The following is a 26,821-nucleotide window of genomic DNA, read 5'->3' as shown; positions in this document are numbered from 1 at the left end:
CGGCACTTTAAACCTGGATCAGAACGCTCGCCTGCTGCGAGTCAATAGTCGGAATCAGCCCCGAGCCCTGTTGATGTGCGAGCCATTCCCGAGTCAACTTCACGTTGAATCGCCAGCCATGGGTTTCCATCCACACAAGCGCTGTATGAGTAATTCGATAGTGTCCGCACTTGGCGCAGGCTCTTTCCTGGTAATCATCACCCACATCGACGTTCGAAGCAGGCTCATCGCAAATTAGGCACTCCATATCTACCTCCATTGGCTCAACACCTAACTGTAGACGATTCCCCCCCTCCACCGCCGAGGCTTGACCCCGTCTTTCGCCAAACCGCCGCAGCAGCATGAAGTTCTAAACGTCGATCAAGCGAGCCACCTGGTGCGAATCGATGGTTGGAATCATTCCAGAACCTTGTTGATCAGCGAGCCACTTGCGAGTCAGTGCTACGTCGAAGCGCCAGCCATGGGCTTTGATTAAAACAAGTGCTGCAGCGGTGATCCGATAGTGTCCGCACTTTTGGCACACCCTTTCCAGATAATCAGCATCGACATCAATTGCCACTGCGGGGTCGTTGCAAATCAGGCAAGTCATGAACTTCCCCCTTTCTGGCTGATTGCTCAACTGTAGCTGATACCAACGGTCCCTTCACTGAACAGGAAAGTGGTCAGCGTACCCACGAACCGCAAAAAACGTGGCCCGTGTCAGCGGGTTCAGGCCCACTCCGCCCGAGTGGCCAGCCCGAACAATTCACGCAGGCCATTGATGCCCAGCTTGCGGTACAGGCGCTTGGCATAGGTCGCGGCGCTGACGGGACGAACGCCCAGTTGTTCGGCGATGTCTTCCACAGCGAGACCGCTCAACATCAGGCGCAACAACTCCTGCTCACGAACGGTCAGCTCCACGTGCTGTTGCCTGATCACCCGCTCGGCCAACAACAGGGGCATCTCGTTGGCCTGCAGGTAAGCGTGGTAATGCAGGCGCACGGATTGAATCAGTAGCGGTGCGACGGTTTCCAGGTAGTTCATTTCCCGTTCGGAAAAACGTCCATGCTCACGCCCACGGTAGAAATTCACCGACAGCCAGCGGTTACTTTCGCAGTGCGTCAGCAAGGCCACCCGCTCGGAAATCTGCGGCTGCTCGTAACAGATGCGCCGGTACTCGCCAGGGGCGATGTCTTCGATGGACTGGCGCTGCACGATGGTGTTGTGCCCGCCGCTGCTCTGGCTCATGGCCAGCTGGTTGCCATCCTGGCCAAAGAAGCGCTGGACATACTTGTTGGAAATCACCGGCAGCGACACTTCCCGCGCCCGATCCGCAAACGAGAACACCTGGGGGTTACGGCGCTTGGGATACGCGAAGATGGTGCACTGGGCCAACGGTACAGCGGGGCCGATGACCTGCAGCAGATCCGCCGCCAGGAACTTGCTGCGGTTCAGGCCAATCCTGGCGAGCAGATTGGCGGTGTGGCCAATATTGAGGCTGTGTTCACTGCTGCCGGGGCGTAAGGGCCAGTACTGCATGACGAGTTCTCTCTGAGTGTCGGGCACAGGTTTTGTCGTGATTGCCAAAAGCTCGTGCCCGGTACTTTATCACCCTTCAGCGTTCAGGCCCTGGCGCCTCTGGCGTTGCTATGGGCAGGCGCAAGGCCAGCAGCGCCCCGAGGATCATCAGGATGGCCGCATAGGCAAAGCCTGAGCCGAAGCTCTGGGTCAGGTCTTTCAACCAGCCCACCACCAGCGGATTGACCGCCGAGCCAATATTGCCCACGGCATTGATGACCGCGATGCCCACGGCACGGGCACGGAAACTCAACGCCTGGTCGGGCGTGGTCCAGAATATCGACATGGCGCTGTAGGAGCCACTGGCAGCCATGCACACCCCCAGCAGTTGCAAGGGCGCTGCGCTCGACAGTGCCGTGAGTATCCAACCTGCCCCGGCCAGCAGCATGGGCAGCACCAGATGCCAGCGTCGCTCACGGGTACGGTCCGAATGCAGGCCCCAGACGATCATCAGGATGATGGTGCAGACTTGCGGGATCGCCGCCAGAAAGCCAATCAGCTCGTTGCTGTTGGCGGTGTTGAAGCTTTTTACGATCAACGGCGTCCATACCGCAATCATTGCCAGGGTGTTGACCAGGCAAAAATAGACCAGGCAGAACAGCAGGATTGGCGGTGAGACCAGTTCGGCCCACACACTGCGAGCATCTCCCGAGACGGCGGCCGGTGCAGCGTTACGATCCGCCTCCAGTGCGTTGTGCAGCAGTTGCCGTTCTTCGCTGTCGAGCCACTTCGCCTGTTGCGGACGGTCATCCAGGTAACTGAACACCACGCATCCCATAAGCATCGAGGGCAGGCCTTCGAGCAGAAACAGCCATTGCCAGCCCTTCAACCCCCACGTGCCATCCAAGCCCAGGATCAGCCCCGACAATGCCGCGCTGAAACCCGCGGTAAACGGCATCGCGATCATGAACAGCGCATTGGCGCGGGCCCGATAGGCGGCGGGAAACCAGAAGGTCAGGTACAGCAACACGCCAGGCAGGAAACCCGCTTCGGTCACCCCGACCAGAATGCGCAGCAGGTAGAGCGAGGTGGCGTCCGTGGCGAACAAGGTGCATGTGGACGCCAGCCCCCAGGCAATCATCAGACTGCCGATCCAGCGGCGCGCACCGATGCGCGCCAGGGCGATGTTGCTGGGGATGCCACAGGCAATGTAAGCGATGTAGAAGAAGGTGGAGGCCAGGCCGAATTGCGTGCCACTCAGGCCCAGGTCGCCCATCATGGTCAGGCCGGCGAAACCGATGTTTATGCGATCCAGAAACGACAGCACGAAGCAGACGAACAAAAAGCCGATCAGTCTTTTCGAGACCTTTTTACAGACCTGCTGGTAGCGGTCTTGAGCACTCGCCACCGCCGAGGGGGTCGCGCTGACACTATGACTGCGAGTCATTGGGGGACTTCCCGATTTTTGTTATAGGAAGGCTCGCCGGCTTGAACAGACAAGCCGGCGGCAATTGCACGGATGCAGGGGTGCTGACTACAGGTCCTGCAACGCCGTGCGAGTCAACGCCAGGAATTGCTCGGCATCCCCGAGTGCGTGGGCACTCAGCAGCGCCAGTTTCACCAGGAACATTTCACGCTTGCCCTCAGCGGCTTGATCAAGGGCATCGGCGAGCTGGTCGTAGATGTTTTCAATGTCGGTAATGCTCAGTTGCTTGTGTTCCATGCTCTTGTCCTCACTCATTGCCCAAGGCCGTTTCGATGGCCTCGCGCAGGGCCTGGCCGTTGAGTTGATGCCAGCGCGCGCAAACGTGTTGATCCGGACGCACCAGATACGCACTGCCCGTCATCGCGCCATACTTGTTGCGCAGGTGCGCGCTGTGATCGTCGATCAGCCCGTCCGCCCCGCGGATCCCGGTTTGCCGATTGCCGGCAACGGCCAGTATTTGCAGCGGCACACCTTGCTCGCGCAGCGATTGCGCCTGGGCCTGGATATCGCTCGGTATCTCAGTGGCATCGGTGAAGTACAACAGGTAGAACGACGCGCCCAGCTGATCGAACAAGAACTGGTCATCACCGAGCCGAATGTTCAACAGCGGTGCGCCCTGGTGTGGACCGCTTGTGTAGCGACCGTTATCGTCGACCTTGCAGTTGAGCGCCGAATCAACGTAGTCATGGGGCCGCGAGGTACGCCAGTGGTACAGCGGGCGGACGAATTCCTGCGTCAGCGACAGTGACAATACCGCGTCCCGGACGAGGCAATGGCCCGGGGTTGGCGGGGTCATGAAACGCGTGCTTTTCCCTGCTTCGGCGATGATCTCCCGCGCGGCCCCTACCCGCTCCGCGCTATAGGAAGCGAGCAGGCCTGGGCCAGCCACGCCCTTGATGGTCAGTGCCAGTTTCCAGCCCAGGTCGTGGCAGTCCTGGAAACCGGTGTTGGCACCGCGAACACCAAAGATCGGCAGCAGGTGCGCGGCATCGCCGGTAAAGATCACGCGATCATGGATGTACTCGGGCAGGGTCAGGGCCCGCGCCGAATACACTGAGCACCAGTCCATTTCCCATTGCGGGTCCTGCACCCCGACGATGCCCAGTTGTGCATTGATGCGCTCACGCAGGGAGTCGGCGGACAAGGCCTGCTCCGGCGTTTCGTCGCGCGGCAACTGATAGTCGATGCGCCAGATATTGCCCGGCTCGCGGTGCATGAGCACGGTGTTGCCGGGGTTCCAGTGCGGGTCGAAATAGGCCAGGCGCTCGGTGGGCAGGTCGAGGTCGATCTTGATATCGGCAATCACGAAGCGCCCTTCATAGGACGCCCCTTCGAGTTGCAGGCCGAGCAGACTGCGAATGGCCGAGCGCGCGCCATCGGCGGCAATCACCCAGTTGGCTTCCAGTACGTATTCACCGGCCGGCGTATCGATGTCCAGGGTCGCGTAGCCCTCGGCCTGAAGCAGCGCATTGACCTTGTTGCCCCAGCGCAATTCGATCAGCGGGTTGGCTTGACAGGCGTCGACCAGAAACTGCTCCAGGCAAGGCTGTTGCAGGTTGGTCATCGGTGGGAAGCGGTCGTCCGGATCCTGTGGGGCCTCCATGCGAAACACCCGCTGGTTGCGGTAGAACGAGTTTCCGAAGCGCCAGCCCAATCCCGCTGCCGTGACACGATCGGCGACACCGACCTGCTGCAGGATTTCCAGGGAACGGCGAGTGAACACAATGGCGCGGCTGCCTTCGCTGACCTGACGCTCAGACTCCAGCACGATCGACGGGATGCCGTATCGCGCCAGGTCCAGGGCCGTGGTCAGGCCGATGGGCCCGGCACCGACAATGACCACGGGGCGGCGTTCGACCCCGTCGGCATTTACGCTGGCGGTGTGGGCAGGGAAAACCTGGTAATCGAAATATATTGAGCGGCGAGGCTCGGCGAGTGGTGTGTGCATCGCAATGCATCTCCGGGTTTTTATGTTTATTGGCGTGAGCCGGTTCGCAATTGCAGAGGACTTTAAGGGGTGTGGCGCCAAAGACATGTCCCCTTGAGGAGACAACTTTTCGCCAGGGCCCATCGTGGCCAACACTTCGCGCCCCCGTGGTTGAATCGAGCAGTGAAATCTGCCGCCCATGCGTCACTCGAGTGATCGAGCGCGCTGCGCATCGGATATGATCCCGACCATTCCCACCAATGGAGGTGACATTCGATGCCCCTGACCGTAGATCAACTCGCTGAGTATCAAGCCTTTGCCGAACAACTGGCCGATGCCGCCGCGTCGGCCATTGCCCCCTATTTCCGCGCAACGCTGGAAGTCGAGGACAAGGGAGGTCGGCGGTTCGACCCGGTGACTGTCGCCGACAAGGCCGCCGAGCGGGCCATGCGCGAGTTGATCCGCAGCCATTACCCCACCCACGGCATTCTCGGCGAAGAAGAAGCGGCCACCCTTGGCAGCAGCGAACTGACCTGGGTGCTGGACCCCATCGACGGCACTCGCGCCTTCATCACCGGCTTGCCGCTGTGGGGAACCCTGATTGCCCTCAACGATGGCCAACGCCCGGTGCTGGGGGTGATGAACCAGCCCTTCACGGGGGAGCGCTACATCGGCACGCCGGAGGGCGCATGGCGCAATGGCACACCGCTCAAGACCCGACCTTGCTCCGGGCTCTCCTCGGCCAGGTTGATGTGCACCACGCCCGACATGTTCGATATACCTGAGCAGCGCAAGGCTTTCGAGGCCGTGGCGTCTCAGGCGCAATTGCTGCGTTACGGCGGCGATTGCTATGCCTACTGCATGCTGGCCTCGGGGTTCGTGGATGTAATCGTCGAAGCCAGCTTGCAACCTTACGACGTACAGGCTCTGATCCCGATCATCGAAGGTGCGGGTGGCGTGATGACCTCCTGGGACGGCGGGCCCGCCCACAATGGCGGTGCCGTGGTGGCCTGCGGCGATCGCGCCCTGCATGCGCAATTGATCGAATTGTTGCGCCACGCTGCGTAACGAAGCGATGCCCCTCGCGTCACCTGTTAAGGGTACGGCGAGGGGCTAAAAGGCATGTACAACTGATCCGCGGGTTTTGTTGGCGCGGTCGATGCCGTCAATTCCAACCGCCACCCAACACCTTGTACAAGTTCACCCGATTGCTTTGCTCGGCCAGACGCAGGGTGATCAGGTCCTGCTGCGCGCTGTAGAGCGAACGCTGGGCATCCAGGGCTTCGAGGTAACTTTGCGAGCCGCCGCGGTAAAGTGCGTCGGCCAGTTCGAAGCTTTTGCGGCTGGCGTCGGTCAGCGCTTGCTGGGCCGCCAGGCGTTGATCCAGGGTGCTGCGCACCGCCAAGGCATCCGCCACCTCCTTGAACGCCGTCTGCAGGGTTTGCTGGTAGGTTTGCACCTGAATCTCGCGTTCGACCTTGGCCGCGTCCAGTGTCGCGCGGTTACTGCCGGCATCGAAGATCGGCAGGCTGACGCTCGGGGCAAACGTCCACGCGCCGCTGCCGGACTTGAACAGACCGGACAAGGCCGAACTCGCGGAACCGGCATTCGCCGTCAGGCTGATGCTGGGAAAGAATGCCGCGCGGGCCGCACCGATGTCGATATTGGCCGACTTGAGCGTGTGCTCGGCCGCCAGGACATCCGGGCGGCGTTGCAACAGGCTGGATGGCAGCTCAGCCGGTACCTCAACCAACAGCGCGGCTGATTGCAGGCGAGTGCCGGGTAGCAGGTCTTCGGGAATGGCGCTGCCGACCAGCAGGCGCAAGGCATTGCGGTCCTGGAGAATCTGGCTTGCATAGACCGCCACGTCGCCCCGTGCCGACTCCACGGTGGTTTGCGCCTGCGCCAGGGCCAGGCCGGAAGAGCCGCCCAACGCGTGGCTGCGCTGGGTCAATTCGTAGGTCGCCTGCTGACTGCGCAACGTCTCCTCGGCCAGCTGCAACAGTTCGTTGTCCGCCGCCAGGGTCAGCCACGCCGTGGCCACTTCGGCCACCAGGCTGATCTGAGTGCTGCGCCGGGTTTCGGTCAGCGCCAGATAGGCTTCCAGCGCTTCGTCCTGAAGGTTCTGTACCCGCCCGAACACATCCACTTCATAACTGCTCAGCCCCAGTTGCGCGCTGTAGTCATGGCTGCTGGCCGCCGTGCCGCTGCTGGACAAGGACCCCGGTGTACGGCTGTGAGTGCCGCTGACGCCCGCATCGATAGAGGGCCAGGCTGCGGCTCGCTGGATGCGGTACTGCGCCTGGGCCTTTTCGATGTTCAGGCTGGCCAGGCGCAAGTCGCGATTGTTGGCCAGCGCCAGGGACTGCAAGCGCGCCAGACGGCTGTCGGTGAAAAACTGCTGCCACTGGATGTCGGCGGCCACCTGCCCCTTGGGGGTGCTGGCAGCCGGCAGCCAGTGCTCGGCGACAGGCGCTTCAGGGCGCTCATACCGAGGCGCCAGATTGACACAGCCGCCGAGCGCGAGAACGGCCAGCAGTGGCCAGTGAAACTTGATCATGCGTCACCTGCCTGGGCGGATTGGACGGAGGTCGAAGCCGTGGAAACGCGGCCGAAACGGCGGCGGATCAACACGAAGAACAGCGGTACGAAGAAGATCCCCAGTACCGTGGCGCTGAACATGCCGCCCAGCACGCCGGTGCCGATGGCTTGGCGTCCGGCGGAACCGGCGCCGGAACTCAATGCCAGTGGCAGCACGCCGAACATGAAGGCCAGGGATGTCATGAGAATGGGCCGTAGTCGTTGGCGCACGGCAGTCAACGTCGCCTCCCGTAGACTGTTGCCCTGCTCTTGCAGATGCTTGGCGAACTCGACGATCAGAATCGCGTTCTTGGCCGCCAGCCCCACGGTGGTCAACAGTCCCACCTGGAAGTACACGTCATTGCTCAAGCCCGTGAAACGGGTCGCCAACACCGCGCCGACCACACCCAAGGGCACCACCAGCATCACCGAGAACGGCACCGACCAACTCTCGTAAAGGGCAGCCAGGCACAGAAACACGAACAGCACCGAAATCCCGTACAGCAGCGGTGCCTGGGAACCGGACAGGCGCAGTTGATACGACTGCCCGGTCCACTCGTAACCGATGCCTTCAGGCAATTGCCTGATGATCGCTTCCACCGCGTCCATCGCCGCGCCGGAACTCACGCCCGGCGCCGGATCGCCAACGACCTCCAAAGAAGCGCTGCCGTTGTAGCGCTCCAGCAACGGCGAGCCATAACTCCACGAGCTGCTGGCGAAGGAGGAAAACGGCACCATCTCATCGTTGCTGTTGCGCACGAACCAATGATCCAGGTCCGCGGCCTGCATGCGCGCTGACGCCTGGCCCTGGACATAAACCTTCTTGACCCGCCCCTGATTGAGGAAGTCGTTGACGTAGCTGCCGCCCAGGGCGGTCGACAAGGTGGCGTTGATATCACTGGTGCTCAGGCTCAGGGCACCGGCCTTGCGATCATCGATATGGACCTTGAGCTGAGGGGTGTCGTCCAGACCGTTACTGCGCACACCCTGCAGTCGCGGGTCTTTTTTCGCCAACTCGATGAACTGCTCGCGAGCCGCTACCAGGGCGTCGTGCCCCAGGCCACCGAGATCCTTGAGTTGCAGGTCGAAACCGGAACTCTGCCCCAGGCCGCGCACGGCCGGTGGCTGCATGACAAACACGTTGGCATCGCCGATGCCCGCCAGCGCCTGGGTGGCGCGCCGGGCGATGGACGCCGAATCCTGCCCGGCCCCCGACCGCTCGCTCCAGTCCTTGAGCCGAACAAAGGCACGTGCGGTGTTCTGGCTGTTGCCGCCCATGCCCAGGCCGGTGATGCTGATCAGCGCCTCGACTTCAGGTTGTTCGAGCATGTAGCGCTCGAACTGCTGCATCACCGCTTGAGTGCGACTGTCGGTGGCGCCTACCGGCAGTTGCACCTGAGCCATGAGAATGCCCTGGTCTTCGTCCGGCACGAACGAGGTCGGCAGGCTGGCGTACCCCGCCGCCATGGCCAGTACCACCAGCCCATACACCAGCAGGCTGCGGTGCCCGCGCTGCAAAATACCGCCCACCAGACCTCGATAGGCCTCAGCGCTGCGTTCGAAAGTGCGATTGAACCAGGCGAAAAACCCGCCTTGGGCACCATGGCCCTGGGCATCGGACGGCTTGAGCAAGGTCGCGCACAAGGCCGGCGTCAGCGTCATCGCCACCAACACCGAGAGCACCATGGCGGAAACGATGGTCACCGAGAACTGCCGGTAGATAATCCCCGTGGAACCACCAAAAAACGCCATGGGAATGAACACGGCACTCAGCACCAGGGCGATGCCGATCAGGGCACTGGTGATTTCATCCATCGATTGGCGCGTGGCGGCCAGGGCGCCAAGCCCCTGCTCGCCCATGACCCGCTCGACGTTCTCCACCACCACGATCGCGTCGTCCACCAACAGGCCGATGGCCAGGACCATGGCGAACATGGTCAGCGTGTTGATCGAATAACCCAACAGCGCCAACACGCCGAACGTGCCCAACAGCACCACCGGCACCGTGATCGCGGGGATCAGGGTGGCGCGCAGGTTCTGCAGGAACAGGAACATGATCAACACCACCAGGACAATGGCTTCGCCCAGGGATTTGACCACCTCCTCGATGGACAGGCTGACAAAGGGCGTCGTGTCATAGGCAATGACGTTTTTCAGCTGCATTTGCGTCGGGTAGAACGGTTCCAATTCCTTGAGCTTGGCCTTCACCGCCTCACCGACGCTCAGGGCATTGGCGCCCGCGGCCAACTGTACGCCCATGGCGGCAGCGGGCTTGCCATTGAGCGCGGAATTCACGTCATAGCTTTCACTGCCAAGCTCGACCTGCGCGACATCCCCCAGCAACACCACGGCACCGTCACTTGAGGACTTGACCACGACGTTGCGAAACTCTTCGGCGGTTTGCAGCTTGCTGCGAGCACTGATCGTGGCATTCAACTGCTGCCCCTTCACCGCTGGCAAGGCGCCGAGCTGACCGGCGGACACTTCAGTGTTTTGCGCCTCGAGGGCGGCGCTGATATCGGAGGGCATCAGTGCGTACTTTTCCAGCAGGGACGGGTCCAGCCATATGCGCATGGCATATCCCGAACCCAGCGTCTGTACATCGCCAACACCGTCGATGCGGCTGATGGAGTCGAGCAAGGTGCTGGAGATGTAATCGCCGATCTGGGTGCCGGTCACGGCTTCGTTATCGGAGGCCAGCGCGGCAATCATCAGGAAATCCGAACCCCCCTTGGTGACCGTCAAGCCTTCACTTTGCACAGACTGCGGCAGTCTCGACTCGACTTGCTGCAGCTTGTTCTGCACCTGCATCTGCGCGACGTCGGGGTCGGTGCCGGCATCGAACGTCAGGTTGATTTCGGCACTGCCTGCCGAGCTGCTGGAGGCCGACATGTAGGTCAGGTTGTCTAGCCCCGTCATCTGCTGCTCGATCACCTGGGTCACCGAGTCTTCCACGGTCTTGGCCGACGCACCGGTGTAAGTCGCGGAAATCCGCACCGTCGGTGGCGCGATATCCGGGTATTGCTCCAGCGGTAAGCGGCTGATGGACAACGCCCCGGCGAGCATGATGACGATGGCGATGACCCAGGCAAAAATCGGTCGATCAATGAAGAAGCGCGCCATGTTCAACCCTCCTGCGCTATGGCCGTCGGGGCGGCTTGCAGTGTCCGCCCACGGGTGCCGGTGTTCTGCGCCAACACCTCGGCGCCTACCCGGACTTTCTGCCCTCCTTCGACGATCACCTGCTCACCTGCCTTGAGGCCGGCGGTGACCCACCATTGATTGCCGACGGCGCGATCGATGGTCAGCACACGCTGCTCCACCTTGCCGTTGACCACCAGCAACACCGAGGTCACACCGCTGGCGTCGCGGCTCACGGCCTGCTGCGGAATCAGGATCGCCTGGTCATTCCAGGCCTGCTCCAGTACCGCCCGCACATACATCCCCGGCAGCAACAGATGCTCCGGATTGTCGAACTCGGCACGCAGGATCACGGTGCCGGTGCCCTGATTGACGCTGACCCCGCTGAATTTCAAGCGGCCTTCGTGGTTGTAGGTGCTGCCATCGTCAAGCTTCAGGCTGATCCGCGCTTCGCCCTCAGCGCTGCCTTGCAACGCACCGCTGGCCAGATCGCGCTTGAGACGCAACAGTTCGCTGGTCGATTGCGTGACGTCCACGTAGATCGGGTCCAACTGCTGCACGGTGGTCAGTGCGCTGTCCTGATTGGCCACGACAAGTGCGCCAGGGGTGACGGTCGACGTTTCGATGCGCCCGCCCACGGGCGAGCTGATGCGGGTGTACGCCAGGTTGATGCGCGCGGTATCCGCTCCGGCCTGTGCCACTTGCAGTTCCGCCTGGGCGGTCAGCAGGCTGGCCTGGGCATCCTCGTTGTCTTGCTGACTGATGGCATCGATCTTCGCCAGTTGGGCATTGCGCCTGGCGGTGGCCTGGGCGGATTTCAGCGTGGCGCGCGCTTTTGCCACGGTCGCCTGGGCTTCAGCCAATGCGGCTTTGTACGGCGCCGCATCCAATTGATACAGCGCCTGCCCGGCCTTGACGTCGGCGCCTTCGACAAACAAGCGCTGCTGGACGATACCGCCGACCTGGGGACGGATCTCGGCGACCGTGAACGCTTGGGTGCGCCCAGCCAGCTCAGTCGTCAGCGCCTGGCTCTGAGGTTGCACGACCATCACCGACACCTTGGGCACGGCGGCAACCGGCGTGGCGTCGCCGGCCGAGCAACCGCTCAGCACGAACAAAATGATCAGGGAAAGGACAACCGCGGCGGTTACCAGGGATTTGGCGAAAAGTTTGGTCGACATATCTGCCTCTGCAAGACGGGGTGGCTTGAGCCATGCGCCATACTGCGAGGCAAATGTGCAGGAAAATTGAAGATTGCCCGCCGAGCTTGAATCTTCGTCGCGTCAGGGCCTAAATGACCGGGCCATCCACCGACCTGCCCGAGCCCATGAAACTGAGCATCTCCACCAAGCTGTTCGTAGCCGTACTGGCCAGCGTGCTGTTCGTCATCCTGAGCATGGGCCTGGCCACAAGCTGGAGCTTTGGCCGGGGTTTTCTCGGCTACCTCAATGAACAGGCCCTGGAGCGCATGGCCCCGGTCCTGCCGCGCCTGGCCAGCGCCTACGAGCGCGAGGGCAGCTGGGAATTCCTGCGGCACCAGCCCGATCGCTGGTTCGACATCATGCGGCCGGAGCCGAAGGACGAAGAGGTGTTCCACGAATTGAGGATTCCTTCATCCTCCGATCTGACAGGTGCATTGTTCCGCATTGCCCTGCTCGATCAGCAAAAAAAACGCGTGACCGGCTACCCCGCGATCGGTGATGACGCCCTGCTGCGCCCGATCGAAGTGGCCGGCAAAACCGTCGGCTGGCTGGCCGTTACCCCCTTCCAGAGCGTAACGGAAGCAGGCGGCGAACGGTTTCAGCAGTATCAACTGCGGGCCAGCCTGGGGATGGGTGTACTCTCGTTAATGTTGGCGATGCTGATCGCCTGGTGGATCGCCCGCACCCTGCTTGATCCGGTCAAACGGGTGGCCGCGGCCACTCATCGACTGGCCGCCGGGGAATACAGCAACCGAGTGACCGTGTCGTCCAGCGACGAAGTGGGCCAACTGGCGCGCGACTTCAACCAGCTTGCCTACACGCTGGAGCGCAACGAACAGATGCGCCGGGAATTCATGGCCGATGTCTCCCACGAACTGCGCACCCCGCTGTCCGTGTTGCGTGGTGAACTGGAGGCCATCGAGGACGGCGTACGCACCCTCGATCAAGCCTCCATGAAGTCGCTGCAGGGTGAAGTCGGTATGCTCAGTAAACTGGTGGACGACCTGTACGAGCTGTCGTTGGCGGACGTCGGCGCCCTGAACTATCGCAAGAGCGAATGCGTGCTCAACGACTTGCTGGAAAACAGCGCGGCCATGTTTCAGGAACGCTGCAACGCCGCGCAGCTGCGCCTGGAGCTGGACCTGCCGGCGCAACCGCTGCGGTTGGAGGCCGATCCCAAGCGCCTGCAACAACTGTTTGGCAACCTGCTGGAGAACGCTGTGCGGTATACCGACCCGGGCGGCGTATTGCGCATCAGCGCCGCAATCGAGGGCGACGACGTGCGCATCGAGTTCCTCGATTCCGGCCCCGGGGTTGAAGCGCAACAATTGCCCCGGCTGTTTGAGCGCTTCTACCGCGGCGAAGCCTCGCGCAATCGTGCCAGCGGCGGCGCCGGCCTTGGCTTGGCAATCTGTCATAGCATCGCCCTGGCCCACGGCGGCAGCTTGACGGCCGATCACTCGCCCCTGGGTGGCCTCTGGCTGACCCTGCGCCTGCCACGGAATGCCTGAACCATGGTCAACGACACGCCGATTCTCATCGTTGAAGATGAACCCAAACTGGCCGCGCTGATGCGCGACTACCTGAGCGCTGCCGGTTACCCGACCCAGTGTCTGGACAACGGGTTGGACGTGGTGCCGGTGGTGCGTGCCCGTGAGCCCCGACTGATTTTGCTCGACCTGATGCTGCCCGGACGTGATGGCCTGCAAGTGTGCAAGGAACTGCGCAGCTTCAGTGCGGTGCCCATCATCATGATCACCGCCCGGGTCGAGGAAGTGGATCGCCTGCTCGGACTGGACCTGGGTGCCGACGACTACATCTGTAAACCTTTCAGCCCGCGTGAAGTCGTCGCCCGGGTCAAGGCCATCCTGCGACGCAGCCCGCACCTTCTGGCGTCTGCGCCATCGCGCCTGCAGATTGATGAAGAGCAGTACAAGGCCGTCCTCGACGGTATCGCACTGGACCTGACGCCTCTGGAACTGCGATTGCTCAGCACCCTCGCCCGCTCGCCAGGGCGCGTGTTTTCCCGGGATCAGTTGCTCGACAAGATCTACTCCGATCATCGAGTGGTGACCGATCGCACGGTCGACAGCCATATTCGAAATCTGCGGCGCAAGCTCGAACAGGCCTGCCCGGGGGAGAATCCCATCGAGTCGTTGTATGGCGTGGGCTACCGGTTTCAGCTCGTTACTGATCCGCCGCATAGATGATGGTTTGCGCGCTGTCTGACGCAGTAGGCGGGCGGGTGAAGTAGGTGTCGCCTTCGTCCGTCTGGATCTCGTAATGCGCCTTGTTGGCGACGCGATCCGACACACCGAGATGCTTGATGATTTTCAGCACCCGCTGGAACTTCACGCCCTGGGTGCCGTTCTGGGCTGGCCCGGTGAGCACATTGACCTTTTGAAACCAGCCGGCATTCTTTTTGTTCGACACCAGCGTGCCGGTCAACGCCTCGAAACGCTCCAGGCGGGTAAAGCCCCAGAGCGTCTGTTCCTCCACCGCGTTGCCCGGCGTGGCAGAGCCGGTAAACACGAACAGGTTGATGGCCGGGTTGTCTTCGCAAAAAAAATCATAGGGCACCAGCCCGTCGACCATTTTCTTGCCGGACACGAATCCCTTTTTATGGACCAGAAACATCACCACCTCCGCTCAATGACTTCACCAGGACATCAGCAAACGCTGAGTAAGTTTGAGCGGGAAGTCTACTGAGGTGATGCGTTCAGGGCCGTCAAGCCAATGTAATTTCGTGTAAAGACCAGACCAGGCCCGGCAGGTTGATTTCCACGGTCAGCCCCCCGGATGGCTCGTTACGTGCGCTGATCGTGCCGCCATGCATTTCCACGGCTCTTGCGGCGATCGCCAGGCCCAGTCCGAAACCGGCACACGCTTCGCTCACACCGCGCTCGAACGGATGAAAAATGCTCTGCAGCCGTTCGCTTACAACACCCGGCCCCTGATCGGTGATCCAGACCCTCAGGCAGTGTGTGCCGGGATTGACCTCGGCCGACACGACAACCGTCGTGCCCGGCCGGGTATATCGCACGGCGTTTCGGATGACGTTCTCGAAACACCGGTACAACAGCTCGCCACTGACGCGACTGACAAAGGCTGGACACGCTTGCAGGCTGACCCGGCAGCCTTTCATGGCGGCCTCGAATTGAGCGTCCTAGACAATCCCCACCAGCAGTTCAATGATATCGAGTGGCTCGCGCTCGATACTGTCGGGGCGGCCCTGCACGCGTGCCAGGGTCAGCAATGCCTCGATCAACGTGTCCATGCGCACCGACTCACGCTCGATGCGCTCCACCATTTCCTGGCGTGCCGGGTCTTGCTGTAACAGCCCGATGGCCGCTTGCATGCGCGTCAAGGGAGAACGCAGTTCGTGAGAGATGTCGTGCAACAGGTGTTGCTGGGCCTGCACCAGCAGTTTCAGCTGATTGGCCATGCGGTCGCAGTCCTCGGCCAGATCGACGATTTCATCGCGGCGCCCGCCCATCATCGGCTTGACCCGGGTTTCGAAACGCCCCTGTGCCACGTCGCTCATCGCCCGTCTCAGATAGGCCAGCGGCCAGGCCAGGTAGTACGCCAGGTACCCGCTGAACAGCGCACTCATCACCGTGCCGATGATCAACGGGATCGAGCGCCCGGGCCCTCTGTCACCGGCATTGCCGGGAGACTGTGAGGATCTGAGCGACAGCGCGACACCTTCCTTGCTGATGACCGATCGTTCATAGGCCGGATGCGGAACCGGCGATCCCGCCAGCAGCTGACCTGCCAGGTCGTACACGCCAATCGCCTGGTCGTCCGGGTGCTCCCACACCGTCAGCAACTGTCGGCCGGACTCGATGCCAAATTGTTCAAGCAGCTGTTTTTCGCTGGCCAGGATCGCCTCCAGATGAGGATCCCCGGGGCCGAAATTTCCCAGCACCAGAATGCCCAGCCCGACCAGGAACGTCAGGCTGGTAGCCAGCCAGAACGCCAGGAACAGTTTCCAGAACAGGCGACCCGGCTTCATCATTCGGCAATCAACAGGTAGCCGAGGCCACGTACGCTCTGGATCCAGGCCTTGGTGTCGGGGCGCGGGCCCAGCTTCTGGCGGATGCTGCTGATGTGCACGTCTATGCGCCGGTCGTAGCGGGTCAAGGGACAGCCCAACGCATTGAGCGACAGATCCTGTTTGCTCACGACCTGCCCGGCGTTTCGCGCCAGTTCTTCAAGCAAGCTGAATTCGGTGCTGGTCACGCCCAGCTCGCTCCCCTGCCAATGGGCCTGGCGCTTGCCGGGCCACAACACCAGCGGGCCGGTCCTGATCACTTCCGTGGCGGGCTGGTCCGCCGGCTGTACCCTGCGCATGATCGCCCGCAACCGCGCCACCAGTTCACCCGGCGAGCTGGGCTTGGGCACATAGTCATCGGCGCCCAGTTCCAGGCCGGTGATCCTGTCGATGTTGTCGCCACGGGCCGTCAGCAGCACCACCGGCACCTGGCTGACGGCCCGAATGCGCCTGAGCACCTCGATGCCCGACAGGCGGGGTAGCATCACGTCCAGCACCACGATGCTGTAGCGCCCGGAAAGCGCATGAATTTCACCCTCCTCGCCCGAGTGCACCGCCGTCGCCTCGAAGCCTTCGCGCTCCAGGTACTGGCTGAGCATTCCAGTCAGTTCCTGGTCGTCGTCAACTAGCAATACGCAAATCATGGAGAGCTCTTGAGTGGGTATCAGCCCATTATCGCCCGCGCACCGCGCAGCGTCATGGCCTTACACAAACCTTTACCTAACTTGACACTTGGTTAACCGCACCAAACGCACCGAGCTTTTATGCTTGCACTCCACCAGCCTGCCCGCCCAGCGGTACCTCGTCTTGTCTTGAGATATCCGCGCCCGCCTACGCTGCTTGTCGATGTGTCCTGGAAAAAGATCTTGATGAATTTTTCGCGTCTGCTCTGCACGGTTGCCCTCTTGCTAAATGTCACACTTGCGCACGCCCAAGGCTTCAAAATCTCCGATATTCGCATCAACGGCCTACAACGGGTCTCTGCTGGCAGCGTGTTCGGCGCATTGCCGTTGAACGTCGGTGATGACGCAGACAATCAGCGTTTGGTGGAGTCCACCCGGGCACTGTTCAAAACCGGTTTCTTCCAGGATATCCAGCTGGGCCGTGACGGTGATGTCCTGATCATCACCGTGGTCGAACGCCCGTCAGTTGCCAGTATCGAGATCGAGGGCAACAAGGCGATCTCCACCGAGGACCTGATGAAGGGCCTCAAGCAATCCGGCCTGGCCGAAGGCGAGATCTTCCAGCGCGCCACCCTCGAAGGTGTGCGTAACGAACTGCAGCGCCAATACGTCGCCCAGGGCCGCTACTCGGCTACCGTCGACACCGAAGTGGTGCCACAACCGCGCAACCGTGTGGGCCTGAAAATCAACATAGATGAAGGCTCTGTCGCGACCATCCAGCACATCAACGTGGTGGGCAATACTGTCTTCAGCGACGAGCAATTGACCGATCAGTTCACCCTCAAGACCAGCAACTGGCTGTCGTTCTTCAAGAACGACGACAAGTACGCCCGCGAAAAACTCTCCGGCGACCTGGAGCGCCTGCGCTCCTATTACCTGGACCGCGGCTACATCAACATGGACATCACCTCGACCCAGGTGTCGATCACACCGGACAAGAAACACATCTACATCACCGTCAACATCAACGAAGGCCATAAGTACAGGGTTGGCGACATCAAGCTCAGCGGCGACCTGAAAGTCCCCGAAGAGCAGGTCAGGTCCCTGCTGCTGGTGCAGAAAGGCCAGGTGTTCTCGCGCAAGCTGATGACCACCACGTCCGACCTGATCACCCGTCGCCTGGGTAACGAGGGTTACACCTTCGCCAACGTCAACGGCGTGCCTCAGCCCCACGATGGCGACCAAACGGTTGATATCACCTTCGCCGTCGATCCGGGCAAGCGTGCCTACGTCAACCGCATCAACTTCCGTGGCAACACCAAGACCGACGACAAGGTATTGCGCCGTGAAATGCGCCAGATGGAAGGTGGCTGGGCATCGACCTACCTGATCGACCAGTCCAAGACCCGCCTGGAGCGGCTGGGTTTCTTCAAGGACGTCAACGTCGAAACCCCGGCGGTGGCGGGTGTCGATGACCAGGTGGACGTGAACTACGGCGTTGAAGAGCAGGCGTCCGGTTCGATTACCGCCAGCGTCGGTTTCGCCCAGAGCGCGGGCCTGATCCTCGGGGGTTCGATCACCCAGAGCAATTTCCTGGGGACCGGCAACTATGCCAGCGTCGGCCTTACCCGTTCGCAATACCAAAGCAAGTACAACTTCGGTTTTACCAACCCCTACTTCACCCCCGACGGGGTGAGCCTGGGTTACAACCTGTTCTACAGCGCGACCGATTACAGCGACTACTACGATAACGGCGTTTCGTACTACGCCATCAACAGCTATGGTGCCGGTACCACGTTCGGCTACCCCATCAATGAAACGTCACGGATGAGTTTCGGCCTGAGCGCGCAACATGACAGTCTCGAGCCAGGGACCTACAGCGCCGATGAGATCTACGACTTTATCGAACGTGAGGGCAAGCAATTCACCAACTTCAAGGCCAGCCTCGGCTGGTCGGAGTCGACCCTGAACCGCGGCATATTGGCCACCCGCGGACATTCGCAGAACCTGAACCTCATGGTGACGCTGCCCGGCAGTGACCTGAGCTTCTACAAGATCGATTACACCGGGCAGGCTTTCCTGCCAGTCAGCGAAGCCACCTCGCTGCGTTTCCATACCAAGCTCGGCTATGGCAACAGCTACGGCTCAACCGACGGCCTGCCCTTCTATGAAAACTACACCGCCGGTGGCGAGGGTTCGGTTCGCGGCTTTAAAAGCGGCACCCTCGGCCCGCGTAACACCCCGGCCACCGGTACCTATGCCAGTGCCGGGCAAGCGTATTACTCAGACCGGGACACCGACGCCCTGGGCGGCAACATCCTCATCACCGGCGGAGTGGAATACCTGTTCCCGATGCCCTTCATCAAAGACAACAAATCCCTGCGCACCTCGGTGTTCTGGGACGTCGGCAGCGTCTATTCCAACAAGTGCTACCTGAGCACCACCCAGGGGTGCGACGGTGTCGACCTCGACCAGATGGCCAGCTCCGTAGGTATTGGCGTTACCTGGTACAGTCCGTTGGGTCCCTTGAGCGCCAACCTGGCGTTCCCGATTCGAACGCCCGAGGATGCCGACACGCAAGTGTTCCAGTTCTCCATGGGGCAAACCTTTTGACTCCAATAACACCGCCCCTGCGCCACTGAAGTAGCCAAGGGCCTGCAGGTTACTCTGATACTGATCGGACCAAAGCCAGGGGATTTGCGCGTAGATACAAAGTTAGCCCGTGAGATACAGCAGATTCTCCCTTGCCGACTTCAACAACGGCATATTTTGCCTGGGGTGTTTTGTTAGCTTATTCAGGTAACAGGGCCCTGGGAATATATGGATCGTCACAGCGCTGCTCTGAGTCGCAACCTCCCGGCTCTGCTGTTTGCAGCGCCTATCACCGCTCCAAGGAGCTAGCTGGATGACAACACAATCTTCGAATAGCTACCGCGTTGATCCGCAAAGGTCACAGCAGTTTTATATCAACGGTCGTTGGTCTGCTCCAGCAAGTCCTGCCAGTTTGCCGGTGATCAATCCGGCGAGTGAAACCGTTGTTGCAGAGGTAGCAAGCGGGACTGCCGCGGACGTTGATCGGGCAGTAGCTGCGGCGCGTGCAGCGCTTCCTGGCTGGTCTTCTTCCTCCGCTGCGTCACGTGCGCTAGTGCTTGGAAAGATCTACGAGCTCATCCTTGAACGAAAAGAAGCTCTTGCGCAGGCCCTCTCTCTGGAAATGGGCGCTGCCATCGGCTTCGCACGGGCTATGCAAGTGCCTCTGGCGGCCGAACACGTTCGGGTCGCAAGGGATCTTCTGTCCACCTATCGTTTCCAAACGGTTGAAGGCGGCACCGCGATTGAACGCGAACCCATAGGCGTCTGCGGTCTCATCACACCGTGGAACTGGCCGCTTTATCAAATCACCGCAAAAGTCGCACCGGCTATTGCTGCCGGATGCACAGTGGTCCTCAAGCCAAGTGAATTGTCACCTCTGAGCGCCCTGCTTTTTGCACAGATAGTGCATGACGCAGGTCTCCCACAAGGGGTTTTCAACCTGGTGAATGGTAGTGGTCCCGAGGTCGGCGGAGCCATGGCTGCGCATGCCGATATCGATATGATTTCGATAACTGGCTCAAACCGGGCTGGCGCGCTGGTCGCACAAGCGGCCGCCCCTACGGTAAAACGCGTCACTCAAGAACTGGGAGGCAAGTCGCCGAACCTGCTGCTTCCCGACGCCGACTTCGCCAAAGCCGTGCCACTGGGCGTGATGTCTGCGTTTCGCAACGTAGGACAGTCGTGCAGCGCCCCGACAAGAATGATTGTTCCCAGGGGAAGGCTGGCGGAAGTCGAAGCGTTAGCGGCTGCCACCGCCAATGCGATCATCGTCGGTGATCCGCAATCTGAAGAGACTGTACTCGGTCCGATTGCCAACGAGCCCCAGTTCAAGCGCGTACAAACAATGATCGAGGCTGGCCTGAATGAAGGCGCAAAGCTCGTTTGCGGCGGACCAGGACGCGTGCCGGGTTATGAAACGGGCTTCTACACCCAACCGACTGTTTTCTCCGAGGTCGATTCAGCGATGCGGATCGCTCAGGAAGAAATCTTTGGGCCGGTACTGTGCATCATTGCGTATGAAACAATCGATGAGGCCGTCGCTATCGCAAACGATACGGTCTATGGGCTGGGTGCCCACGTTCAGTCTCAGAACCTGGAACTCGCACGCGCCGTAGCCTCTCGTATCCGCGCGGGACAAGTGCATCTGAATTACCCCGCCTGGAATCCAATGGCGCCTTTCGGTGGCTACAAGCGATCTGGCAATGGTCGTGAATACGGGGTCTACGGCTTTGAAGAGTATCTGGAAACCAAAGCAATCATTGGATTCGGTGAATCTCCAGACTCTTCTATTAATTCGGGTGAATAAAGCACTGGGCCCTTTCGACACCGAAACGGTCGCACTCCAGGGGGGCAGTTAACTGCCCCCTTATGCGCCTTGCACCACGATGAAGCGTGACATGAGACTGCAACGGCTCAACGCCCTGACATGGTGCAATACGCACTGCAAAACAACTCACTCCCACAGGAAGTTGATTCGGGAATTGGAGTGCCACCCAGGTCAGTGCCGCAGCAACTTACGCAACGGCACACCGTCCTTGAGCACGGGGGATTTGATGACGATGTAACTGAAGTACTTCGAGATGCCGATGTTCTTGTCCAGCAGGCTTTCAATGACCTCCTGATAGTGCTGAATACTGCGGGTCATGAAGCGCACCAGGTAGTCGTAGCCACCGCTGATCAAATGGCATTCGAGCACTTCGTCCACCAGGCGAATATTCGACTCGAATTTGGCGAAGTCTTCGCGCTTGTGGTCACTCAAGGTGATCTCGGTGAAGACCGTGACCGAATCAGTGATCTTCGCCAGGTTCAAGTGTGCCTTGTAGCTGGAGATGTACCCGGCCGACTCCAGCCGTTTGACCCGTTGCAGGCAGGGGCTGGCCGACAATCCAACGGCATCGGCCAGGCTGACATTGGTCATGCGCCCGTCCTTTTGCAGCTCGACCAAAATGCTGATGTCGATGCGGTCCAGTTTGACTAAACCTTCCATTGAGTACCTCTTGACTGCCATTTGTAGGACAATCTTCTAGCAAAATCAGCGCCGTAAAGACAGTTGATGTTGAGTCACCAGGTCCGCCATGCTGTTGATGCAGTAATCCGCAGCACAAGGCGTCGGCGGTTTGACCCGACCGCGGCAGATCAGACAGACATCGATACTTGCCTGTCGACTGGCTGAAGGCCGGGTCACTTGCAGGATCTGCGCGGGCTCAAGCGCGTTCGCCTTCAGCCATTGCGGATCCTGGAATGGGTCGCTGGCCAACGAAATCAAGTCGTCGGCCATGATCCCCAAACGCTCACAGAGCAATCCGCGATCCTCGGCATCCCGGTCGCCTTTCACCAGCAGGCGATAGAACTTGCGCAGGTACAACATTGCCCCCGGTGCGTCCTCGAACAACGACCAGCTGGCCACCGAACGGGCGAAACTCATGCCCTCCTCCCAACTGGCCTTCAGCCCCCAGCGCTCGGCCAACTGGCGGTGGGCGAAACACAACAGTCCACTAAAACCCAGCTCGCCAAAGCGTGGATACAGTGCCCGCACCACCTCGCTGTATTCAGCCAGCACCTGTTCCTTGTCCGGGTGCCCACCCCGGCTGTCGAGCAGCGGTTGCAACGCCGTCCAGACCCCCGAGTCGCGATCGACCAGGACCTCATCGCAATCGATGACCAGCGCTCGATAATCAGTCAGCCCCATGGTGTACACAGCCTCCGATGATACATTCGATCAATCCATGCCCCACAAATGCTCACGAGCGATGCCTTGCGGCACCGCCCCGAGCCGGCAGGACGTCAGTTCAATACCCGCGCCAATGCCGCGTCCAGAATTTGCACCGCTTCGTCGACCTGTGCTTCGGTCGCCACCAACGGCGCGAGGAAGCGCAGTACGTTGCGGCACACGCCGCACTTAATCACCAGCAAGCCACCCTTACGCGCTTCATCGATCAGCCGCTGGTTCAGATCGGCGTCCGGTGTACGGGCTTCGTCATTCTTGATCAACTCAATCGCGAGCATGAAACCGGTGCCGCGCACATCGCCGATTTGTGGGTGACGACACTGCAAGCCAAGCAGTCCTTGGCGTAATTGCTCGCCCAACGCTTCACCGCGCGCCAGCAACTGTTCCTCTTCGTAAGCCTCTATGACCGCCAGTGCCGCCGCGCAGGACAACGCGTTGCCGCCGTAGGTACCGCCCAAGCCACCGGGCAATGGCGCGTCCATGATCTCGGCCTTGCCGACTACACCGGATAACGGCAAGCCACCGGCCAGGCTCTTGGCGACGGTTACCAGGTCTGGCTGGATGCCTGCGTGCTGGAAACCGAACCACTTGCCGGTACGGCCGAACCCGGTCTGGATTTCATCGAGGATCAGCACGATGCCGTGTTTTTCCGTCAGCGCCCGCAGCCCCTGAAGGAACTCCTTCGGCGCCGAGAGGAAACCACCGTCGCCCTGCACCGGTTCGATGATGATCGCCGCGACCCGCTCCGGCGCAACCTGGGTGGCAAGCAGTTCGTCCAGCGCCTTGAGCGCCATTTCGCTGGTGACACCGCGATAAGCGTTTGGATACGGCGTATGGAACACTTCGGGGGCGAACGGCCCGAAGTTCTGTTTGTACGGCTGGCTCATGCCGGTCAGCGTGGTGCCGAGCAGGGTCCGTCCATGAAAACCGCCACGGAAGGCAATCACCGCCGAACGGTTAGTGTGAGCTCGGGCGATTTTCACCGCGTTTTCCACGGCCTCAGCACCGGAAGTGAAGAACGCGGCTTTGTAGGCTTCTTTACCGCCGATCATTTCGCACAGGCGCCGGGCGAGATCCAGGTAAGGCTTATAGGCGACCACCTGGAAGCAGGCATGGGATACTTTTTGCAGTTGCGCCTGAACCGCCGCAACCACCTTAGGGTGGTTGTGGCCGATGTTCAGTACACCGATACCCCCGACAAAATCCAGGTAGCGCCTGCCATCCACATCCCACAATTCGGCACCTTGGGCACGATCAATCACCAAAGGATGAGCGGTCACCAGGCCCCGCGGCACGAACTGATCGCGCTGACGGAGCAAATGAGGGGTTTGGTCGACTTTGCTGTTCATGGCATTTCCCATCGTGAGTCCGGCAGCCCGGAGGTGATTGCAGATGGTGTTCAGATTAAGGCTTGCTCGGAACGAACTACGCCGAACTTGGCCCCTGAGAAATCCGGTTCCACTGTTTTCACCCTGCTAAACGGCAGATTCCTTCAGCCCGCCGAATCTGCTGTAGTCCCACCGATCCGACGTGGCGCAACCCGTTTAACCCAACGCTTTCGACACATCCTGCGCTGGCGTTGCGCGATGATGGGACCACTTTCATCCCTTCAGGAATTGACCATGGCCCTGCTTTACAAAGCTGACCCTGTGCGCGGCGAACAGTGGAAAGCCCTGTTTGCCGAACACGCACCGGATATCGAATGGCGCGCCTGGCCGGATATTGGCGACCCCACAGACATCGAGTACCTGGCCGCGTGGCAGGCACCGGATGATATCGAGGCGTTGCTGCCGAATCTGAAGGTATTGTTCGCATTGTCCGCCGGGGTCGATCAACTGGACCTCGCTCGCTTGCCTGAGAGCCTGCCAGTGGTGCGCCTGCTGGACCCCGGCATCACTCGCGGCATGTGCGAATACGCCAGTTTTGCCGTGCTCAGCCTGCACCGGGACATGCTGCGTTATCGTCAGCAGCAGATGGCCCGGTGCTGGCAGGCGCACCTGCTGCAACCGTCGGCCAGGCGCCGGGTGGGCGTGATGGGCCTCGGCACCCAGGCGCAACAGATTCTCGCCACCTTGCAACCCATGGGGTTCGCGTTGAAAGGCTGGGCACGCAGCGCCCATCGCATAGCGGGTGTGGATTGTTATGCCGGTCGCGAACAGCTGACGGTGTTTCTCAGTCAGTGCGACATTCTGCTGTGTGTGCTACCGCTGACTGAGCAGACCCAGGGCATTCTTGATCGTCAGCTATTTCGACAACTGCCCCACGGCGCGGCGCTGATCAACATGGGACGTGGTGGGCATCTGGTGGAAAGTGACCTGCTGGAGGCACTGGACAGCGGGCAGCTCAGTGGCGCGGTGCTGGATGTACTGCAGGAAGAACCGGCGCCGGCGGATCATCCGTTCTGGAGCCATCCGCAGATTCTGCTGACGCCGCATATTGCGGCAATGACCCAGCCTGAAAGTGCGTTTGGGGTGTTGCTGGAGAATCTCCGACGGTTCGAACGCGGCGAGCCCATGGCCGGTCAGATCGACCGCCACCAGGGTTACTGAATATCCGCACGGCTTTTTGTGGTGCCGCGAATATCGCGAGCACACACGGGACTTGTGGGAGCTGGCTTGCCAGCGATAGCGGTGGATCAGTCAACAAAGAGGCTGAATGTTCCGGCTTCATCGCTGGCAAGCCAGCTCCCACAGCGGTCGCGGTGTGATGTCGGCGATGGCTTTGCCGAGATCCTGAGTCGAGCCCTTCCCGCCCAGATCCGGCGTGATCGGTCCGTCAGCTCACCCATTCGATCGCCTGCAAAAGACTTCTTGCCCATGCCATCGCCGGCAATCGCGCGATCTTGAATACCTTGTCTATCAGTTATGCCTCCCCGTGTCTGTGAATTACAACCCGCCGATGTGGAAGGCTTTGACTTCAAGGTATTCATCCAGGCCGTATTTGCTGCCTTCACGGCCCTGGCCCGATTGCTTGATGCCGCCGAACGGTGCGACTTCCATGGAAATGATCCCGGTGTTGAGGCCAACCATGCCGAACTCCAGCGCCTCGCCGAAACACCAGGAGCGACGCAGATCCTGAGTGAAATAGTAGGCACCCAGACCGTAAGGCGTGGCGTTGGCCAGCGCGAGGGCTTCGGCTTCGTCGGTGAAACGCATCAACGGCGCTACCGGGCCGAAGGTTTCTTCGGTCGCCAGCAGCATGCCGGCGTGGGCCTCGCCGAGAACCGTGGGTTGCACGAACTGGCTGACACCGTCGGGAATACCACCGCACAGCAACTGCGCACCCTGGCTCAGGGCATCGTCGATGTGCCGCGCGACTTTGCTCACGGCGGCCTTGTTGATCAACGGGCCGATGGTCACGTCGGCATCGAGGCCATTGCCAACATTGAGCTTGCCGACCTCCTCGACCAGACGCTGGGCGAAGCGCTCATAGATGCCGTCCTGCACCAGAATCCGGTTGGCACAGACGCAGGTCTGGCCGGCGTTACGAAACTTGCTGAGCATGATCCCGGCAACGGCCTGTTCGAGGTCCGCATCGTCAAAGACAATGAATGGCGCGTTACCGCCCAGCTCCAGGCTCAAGCGCTTGATGTGCTCAGCGCTCTGGCGCATCAGCAAACGCCCCACGGCGGTAGAACCGGTAAAGGAAATCTTGCGCACTGTCGGGTTGCCGGTCAGCTCTTCGCCAATGCCCGCGGGCATGCCGCTTAATACGTTGAATACCCCTGCCGGAATGCCGACGCGCTCGGCCAGTACCGCCAACGCGAGGGCCGACAGCGGCGTCAGGTCCGAAGGTTTGACGATGATCGGGCAACCCGCAGCCAGTGCCGGTGCGCACTTGCGGGTGATCATCGCGTTGGGGAAGTTCCACGGGGTGATCGCTGCACACACGCCGACCGGTTGCTTGAGGGTCAACAGTCGACGGTCACCGGTGGGGGCAGGCATGGTTTCGCCGTAGACCCGTCTGGCTTCTTCGGCGAACCATTTAACGAAGCCGGCGCCATAACGAATTTCGCCCTTGGCTTCATCCAGCGGCTTTCCCTGTTCACAGGTCATGATCAAGGCCAGGTCGTCGAGGTTGTCGATCATGGCCTGATACCAACGCTCCAGCAGCGCCGCGCGCTCTGCTGCCGGACGTGCACGCCAGGCGGGCCAGGCTTTTTCCGCCGCCTCAATGGCACGCCGAGTTTCCGCGCCTTGCATGGCCGGAACGCGAGCGAGCAACTGACCGCTGGCCGGGTCGAAGACGTCCAGCGTCGCACCGTCCTCGGCGCCAATCCACTTCCCGTCTACATAAGCGAGTTCTGCCAAAAGGCTGGGGTCTTTCAAACGATTCTTGAGCATGGTCGAGTCCTGATCCGAGACAGATTCCAGTCTAGGGAGACGTAGCGGATGAGGATGCTGAAAGCGCTTTTCGGACAGTGTCGGATGCTGAAAATGGCGGTGGAACGGCAGATTTATATTTGTCAGATAAACACAAATTTTTGTGGG

General features: G+C 60.8%; 20 protein-coding genes and 1 pseudogene. 6 read left to right on the top strand and 15 right to left on the bottom strand.

The window, feature by feature from the left end; all coding sequences use genetic code 11:
• Positions 1-349 precede the first annotated feature (349 nt).
• The 5 genes from OH720_RS11320 to OH720_RS11300 form a co-directional block, all read right to left on the bottom strand.
• A complete protein-coding gene (locus OH720_RS11320; RefSeq protein WP_272605667.1) occupies positions 350-589 on the bottom strand; it encodes a hypothetical protein in 240 nt (79 codons plus the stop codon).
• Between the two features lie 119 nt (positions 590-708).
• On the bottom strand, positions 709-1,518 hold the full coding sequence (locus OH720_RS11315; RefSeq protein ID WP_272605666.1) for a helix-turn-helix domain-containing protein: 810 nt from the start codon (positions 1,516-1,518) through the stop codon (positions 709-711).
• 76 nt (positions 1,519-1,594) lie between these two features.
• Positions 1,595-2,944, bottom strand: a complete 1,350-nt coding sequence (locus tag OH720_RS11310; protein ID WP_272605665.1) for an MFS transporter — start codon at positions 2,942-2,944, stop codon at positions 1,595-1,597.
• A gap of 87 nt (positions 2,945-3,031) precedes the next feature.
• Complete coding sequence (locus OH720_RS11305; protein ID WP_272605664.1) at positions 3,032-3,220, bottom strand: DUF2783 domain-containing protein; 189 nt, start codon at positions 3,218-3,220, stop codon at positions 3,032-3,034.
• A gap of 10 nt (positions 3,221-3,230) precedes the next feature.
• On the bottom strand, positions 3,231-4,931 hold the full coding sequence (locus OH720_RS11300) for an FAD-dependent monooxygenase (RefSeq protein WP_272605663.1): 1,701 nt from the start codon (positions 4,929-4,931) through the stop codon (positions 3,231-3,233).
• Positions 4,932-5,186: 255 nt separating this feature from the next.
• On the opposite strand from OH720_RS11300, the gene hisN reads away from it, so the two are divergent.
• The gene (hisN, locus tag OH720_RS11295) at positions 5,187-5,978 is read left to right on the top strand and encodes a histidinol-phosphatase (protein WP_272605662.1); all 792 of its coding nucleotides are present in this window, start codon (positions 5,187-5,189) and stop codon (positions 5,976-5,978) included.
• 97 nt (positions 5,979-6,075) lie between these two features.
• Here the strand turns inward: hisN and OH720_RS11290 are convergent, their stop codons facing one another.
• From OH720_RS11290 to OH720_RS11280, 3 genes are read right to left on the bottom strand one after another with little or no spacing between them, the layout of a single operon-like run.
• Entirely contained in the window at positions 6,076-7,470 is a 1,395-nt protein-coding gene (locus OH720_RS11290; RefSeq protein ID WP_272605661.1) for an efflux transporter outer membrane subunit, read from the bottom strand.
• On the bottom strand, positions 7,467-10,613 hold the full coding sequence (locus OH720_RS11285) for an efflux RND transporter permease subunit (protein ID WP_272605660.1): 3,147 nt from the start codon (positions 10,611-10,613) through the stop codon (positions 7,467-7,469). Before OH720_RS11285 ends, OH720_RS11290 begins: the two co-directional genes overlap by 4 nt.
• Before the next feature lie 2 nt (positions 10,614-10,615).
• A complete protein-coding gene (locus OH720_RS11280; protein WP_272605659.1) occupies positions 10,616-11,812 on the bottom strand; it encodes an efflux RND transporter periplasmic adaptor subunit in 1,197 nt (398 codons plus the stop codon).
• A gap of 113 nt (positions 11,813-11,925) precedes the next feature.
• On the opposite strand from OH720_RS11280, the gene baeS reads away from it, so the two are divergent.
• Both baeS and OH720_RS11270 read left to right on the top strand, forming a co-directional pair.
• Entirely contained in the window at positions 11,926-13,344 is a 1,419-nt protein-coding gene (gene baeS, locus OH720_RS11275) for a sensor histidine kinase efflux regulator BaeS (RefSeq protein WP_272605658.1), read from the top strand.
• A gap of 3 nt (positions 13,345-13,347) precedes the next feature.
• Positions 13,348-14,043 carry a response regulator gene (locus OH720_RS11270; protein WP_180205934.1) on the top strand — a complete coding sequence of 232 codons (696 nt, stop codon included), beginning with the start codon at positions 13,348-13,350 and terminating at the stop codon, positions 14,041-14,043.
• Here OH720_RS11270 and OH720_RS11265 read toward each other — a convergent pair.
• From OH720_RS11265 to OH720_RS11255, 3 genes and pseudogenes are all read right to left on the bottom strand, one after another.
• On the bottom strand, positions 14,021-14,470 hold the full coding sequence (locus OH720_RS11265; RefSeq protein WP_272605657.1) for a hypothetical protein: 450 nt from the start codon (positions 14,468-14,470) through the stop codon (positions 14,021-14,023). The genes OH720_RS11270 and OH720_RS11265 overlap by 23 nt on opposite strands.
• Before the next feature lie 91 nt (positions 14,471-14,561).
• Positions 14,562-15,851: pseudogene (locus OH720_RS11260) on the bottom strand (HAMP domain-containing sensor histidine kinase).
• Positions 15,848-16,531: a response regulator transcription factor gene (locus tag OH720_RS11255; RefSeq protein WP_272605656.1), complete on the bottom strand. Its 684-nt coding sequence runs from the start codon at positions 16,529-16,531 to the stop codon at positions 15,848-15,850. The pseudogene OH720_RS11260 and the gene OH720_RS11255 overlap by 4 nt, the downstream one beginning before the upstream one ends.
• Before the next feature lie 225 nt (positions 16,532-16,756).
• Here OH720_RS11255 and bamA point away from each other — a divergent pair, with 225 nt between their 5' ends.
• Both bamA and OH720_RS11245 read left to right on the top strand, forming a co-directional pair.
• On the top strand, positions 16,757-19,123 hold the full coding sequence (gene bamA / locus OH720_RS11250) for an outer membrane protein assembly factor BamA (RefSeq protein WP_272605655.1): 2,367 nt from the start codon (positions 16,757-16,759) through the stop codon (positions 19,121-19,123).
• Positions 19,124-19,415: 292 nt separating this feature from the next.
• Positions 19,416-20,909: an aldehyde dehydrogenase family protein gene (locus tag OH720_RS11245; protein WP_272605654.1), complete on the top strand. Its 1,494-nt coding sequence runs from the start codon at positions 19,416-19,418 to the stop codon at positions 20,907-20,909.
• Between the two features lie 192 nt (positions 20,910-21,101).
• Here OH720_RS11245 and OH720_RS11240 read toward each other — a convergent pair whose 3' ends face one another.
• The 3 genes from OH720_RS11240 to gabT form a co-directional block, all read right to left on the bottom strand.
• Positions 21,102-21,590, bottom strand: a complete 489-nt coding sequence (locus tag OH720_RS11240; RefSeq protein ID WP_008055821.1) for an Lrp/AsnC family transcriptional regulator — start codon at positions 21,588-21,590, stop codon at positions 21,102-21,104.
• A gap of 45 nt (positions 21,591-21,635) precedes the next feature.
• The gene (locus OH720_RS11235) at positions 21,636-22,292 is read right to left on the bottom strand and encodes an HAD family hydrolase (RefSeq protein WP_272605653.1); all 657 of its coding nucleotides are present in this window, start codon (positions 22,290-22,292) and stop codon (positions 21,636-21,638) included.
• A gap of 95 nt (positions 22,293-22,387) precedes the next feature.
• On the bottom strand, positions 22,388-23,680 hold the full coding sequence (gene gabT / locus OH720_RS11230) for a 4-aminobutyrate--2-oxoglutarate transaminase (protein WP_272605652.1): 1,293 nt from the start codon (positions 23,678-23,680) through the stop codon (positions 22,388-22,390).
• 273 nt (positions 23,681-23,953) lie between these two features.
• Between gabT and OH720_RS11225 the strand changes: the two genes are divergently transcribed.
• Positions 23,954-24,880 carry a 2-hydroxyacid dehydrogenase gene (locus tag OH720_RS11225; RefSeq protein WP_008055817.1) on the top strand — a complete coding sequence of 309 codons (927 nt, stop codon included), beginning with the start codon at positions 23,954-23,956 and terminating at the stop codon, positions 24,878-24,880.
• Positions 24,881-25,216: 336 nt separating this feature from the next.
• On the opposite strand, the gene OH720_RS11220 is transcribed toward OH720_RS11225, so the two are convergent.
• Positions 25,217-26,674 carry an NAD-dependent succinate-semialdehyde dehydrogenase gene (locus OH720_RS11220; RefSeq protein ID WP_272605651.1) on the bottom strand — a complete coding sequence of 486 codons (1,458 nt, stop codon included), beginning with the start codon at positions 26,672-26,674 and terminating at the stop codon, positions 25,217-25,219.
• Positions 26,675-26,821: the final 147 nt, after the last annotated feature.

Origin of the sequence: Pseudomonas sp. WJP1 (assembly GCF_028471945.1) — a bacterium.
GTDB lineage: Bacteria > Pseudomonadota > Gammaproteobacteria > Pseudomonadales > Pseudomonadaceae > Aquipseudomonas.
The sequence above is the reverse complement of the archived record's forward strand: the minus strand, read 5'-3'. Positions and strand labels throughout refer to the sequence as shown.

Coding starts and splice junctions, on each gene's coding strand:
- OH720_RS11315 (WP_272605666.1), bottom strand. CDS start 1,518: ATGCAGTACTGGCCCTTACGCCCCGGCAGCAGTGAACACAGCCTCAAT.
- OH720_RS11320 (WP_272605667.1), bottom strand. CDS start 589: ATGACTTGCCTGATTTGCAACGACCCCGCAGTGGCAATTGATGTCGAT.
- OH720_RS11305 (WP_272605664.1), bottom strand. CDS start 3,220: ATGGAACACAAGCAACTGAGCATTACCGACATTGAAAACATCTACGAC.
- OH720_RS11255 (WP_272605656.1), bottom strand. CDS start 16,531: ATGATTTGCGTATTGCTAGTTGACGACGACCAGGAACTGACTGGAATG.
- OH720_RS11285 (WP_272605660.1), bottom strand. CDS start 10,613: ATGGCGCGCTTCTTCATTGATCGACCGATTTTTGCCTGGGTCATCGCC.
- OH720_RS11300 (WP_272605663.1), bottom strand. CDS start 4,931: ATGCACACACCACTCGCCGAGCCTCGCCGCTCAATATATTTCGATTAC.
- OH720_RS11220 (WP_272605651.1), bottom strand. CDS start 26,674: ATGCTCAAGAATCGTTTGAAAGACCCCAGCCTTTTGGCAGAACTCGCT.
- OH720_RS11310 (WP_272605665.1), bottom strand. CDS start 2,944: ATGACTCGCAGTCATAGTGTCAGCGCGACCCCCTCGGCGGTGGCGAGT.
- OH720_RS11280 (WP_272605659.1), bottom strand. CDS start 11,812: ATGTCGACCAAACTTTTCGCCAAATCCCTGGTAACCGCCGCGGTTGTC.
- OH720_RS11265 (WP_272605657.1), bottom strand. CDS start 14,470: ATGTTTCTGGTCCATAAAAAGGGATTCGTGTCCGGCAAGAAAATGGTC.
- OH720_RS11270 (WP_180205934.1), top strand. CDS start 13,348: ATGGTCAACGACACGCCGATTCTCATCGTTGAAGATGAACCCAAACTG.
- OH720_RS11245 (WP_272605654.1), top strand. CDS start 19,416: ATGACAACACAATCTTCGAATAGCTACCGCGTTGATCCGCAAAGGTCA.
- OH720_RS11225 (WP_008055817.1), top strand. CDS start 23,954: ATGGCCCTGCTTTACAAAGCTGACCCTGTGCGCGGCGAACAGTGGAAA.
- baeS (WP_272605658.1), top strand. CDS start 11,926: ATGACCGGGCCATCCACCGACCTGCCCGAGCCCATGAAACTGAGCATC.
- OH720_RS11290 (WP_272605661.1), bottom strand. CDS start 7,470: ATGATCAAGTTTCACTGGCCACTGCTGGCCGTTCTCGCGCTCGGCGGC.
- gabT (WP_272605652.1), bottom strand. CDS start 23,680: ATGAACAGCAAAGTCGACCAAACCCCTCATTTGCTCCGTCAGCGCGAT.
- OH720_RS11240 (WP_008055821.1), bottom strand. CDS start 21,590: ATGGAAGGTTTAGTCAAACTGGACCGCATCGACATCAGCATTTTGGTC.
- bamA (WP_272605655.1), top strand. CDS start 16,757: ATGAATTTTTCGCGTCTGCTCTGCACGGTTGCCCTCTTGCTAAATGTC.
- OH720_RS11235 (WP_272605653.1), bottom strand. CDS start 22,292: ATGGGGCTGACTGATTATCGAGCGCTGGTCATCGATTGCGATGAGGTC.
- hisN (WP_272605662.1), top strand. CDS start 5,187: ATGCCCCTGACCGTAGATCAACTCGCTGAGTATCAAGCCTTTGCCGAA.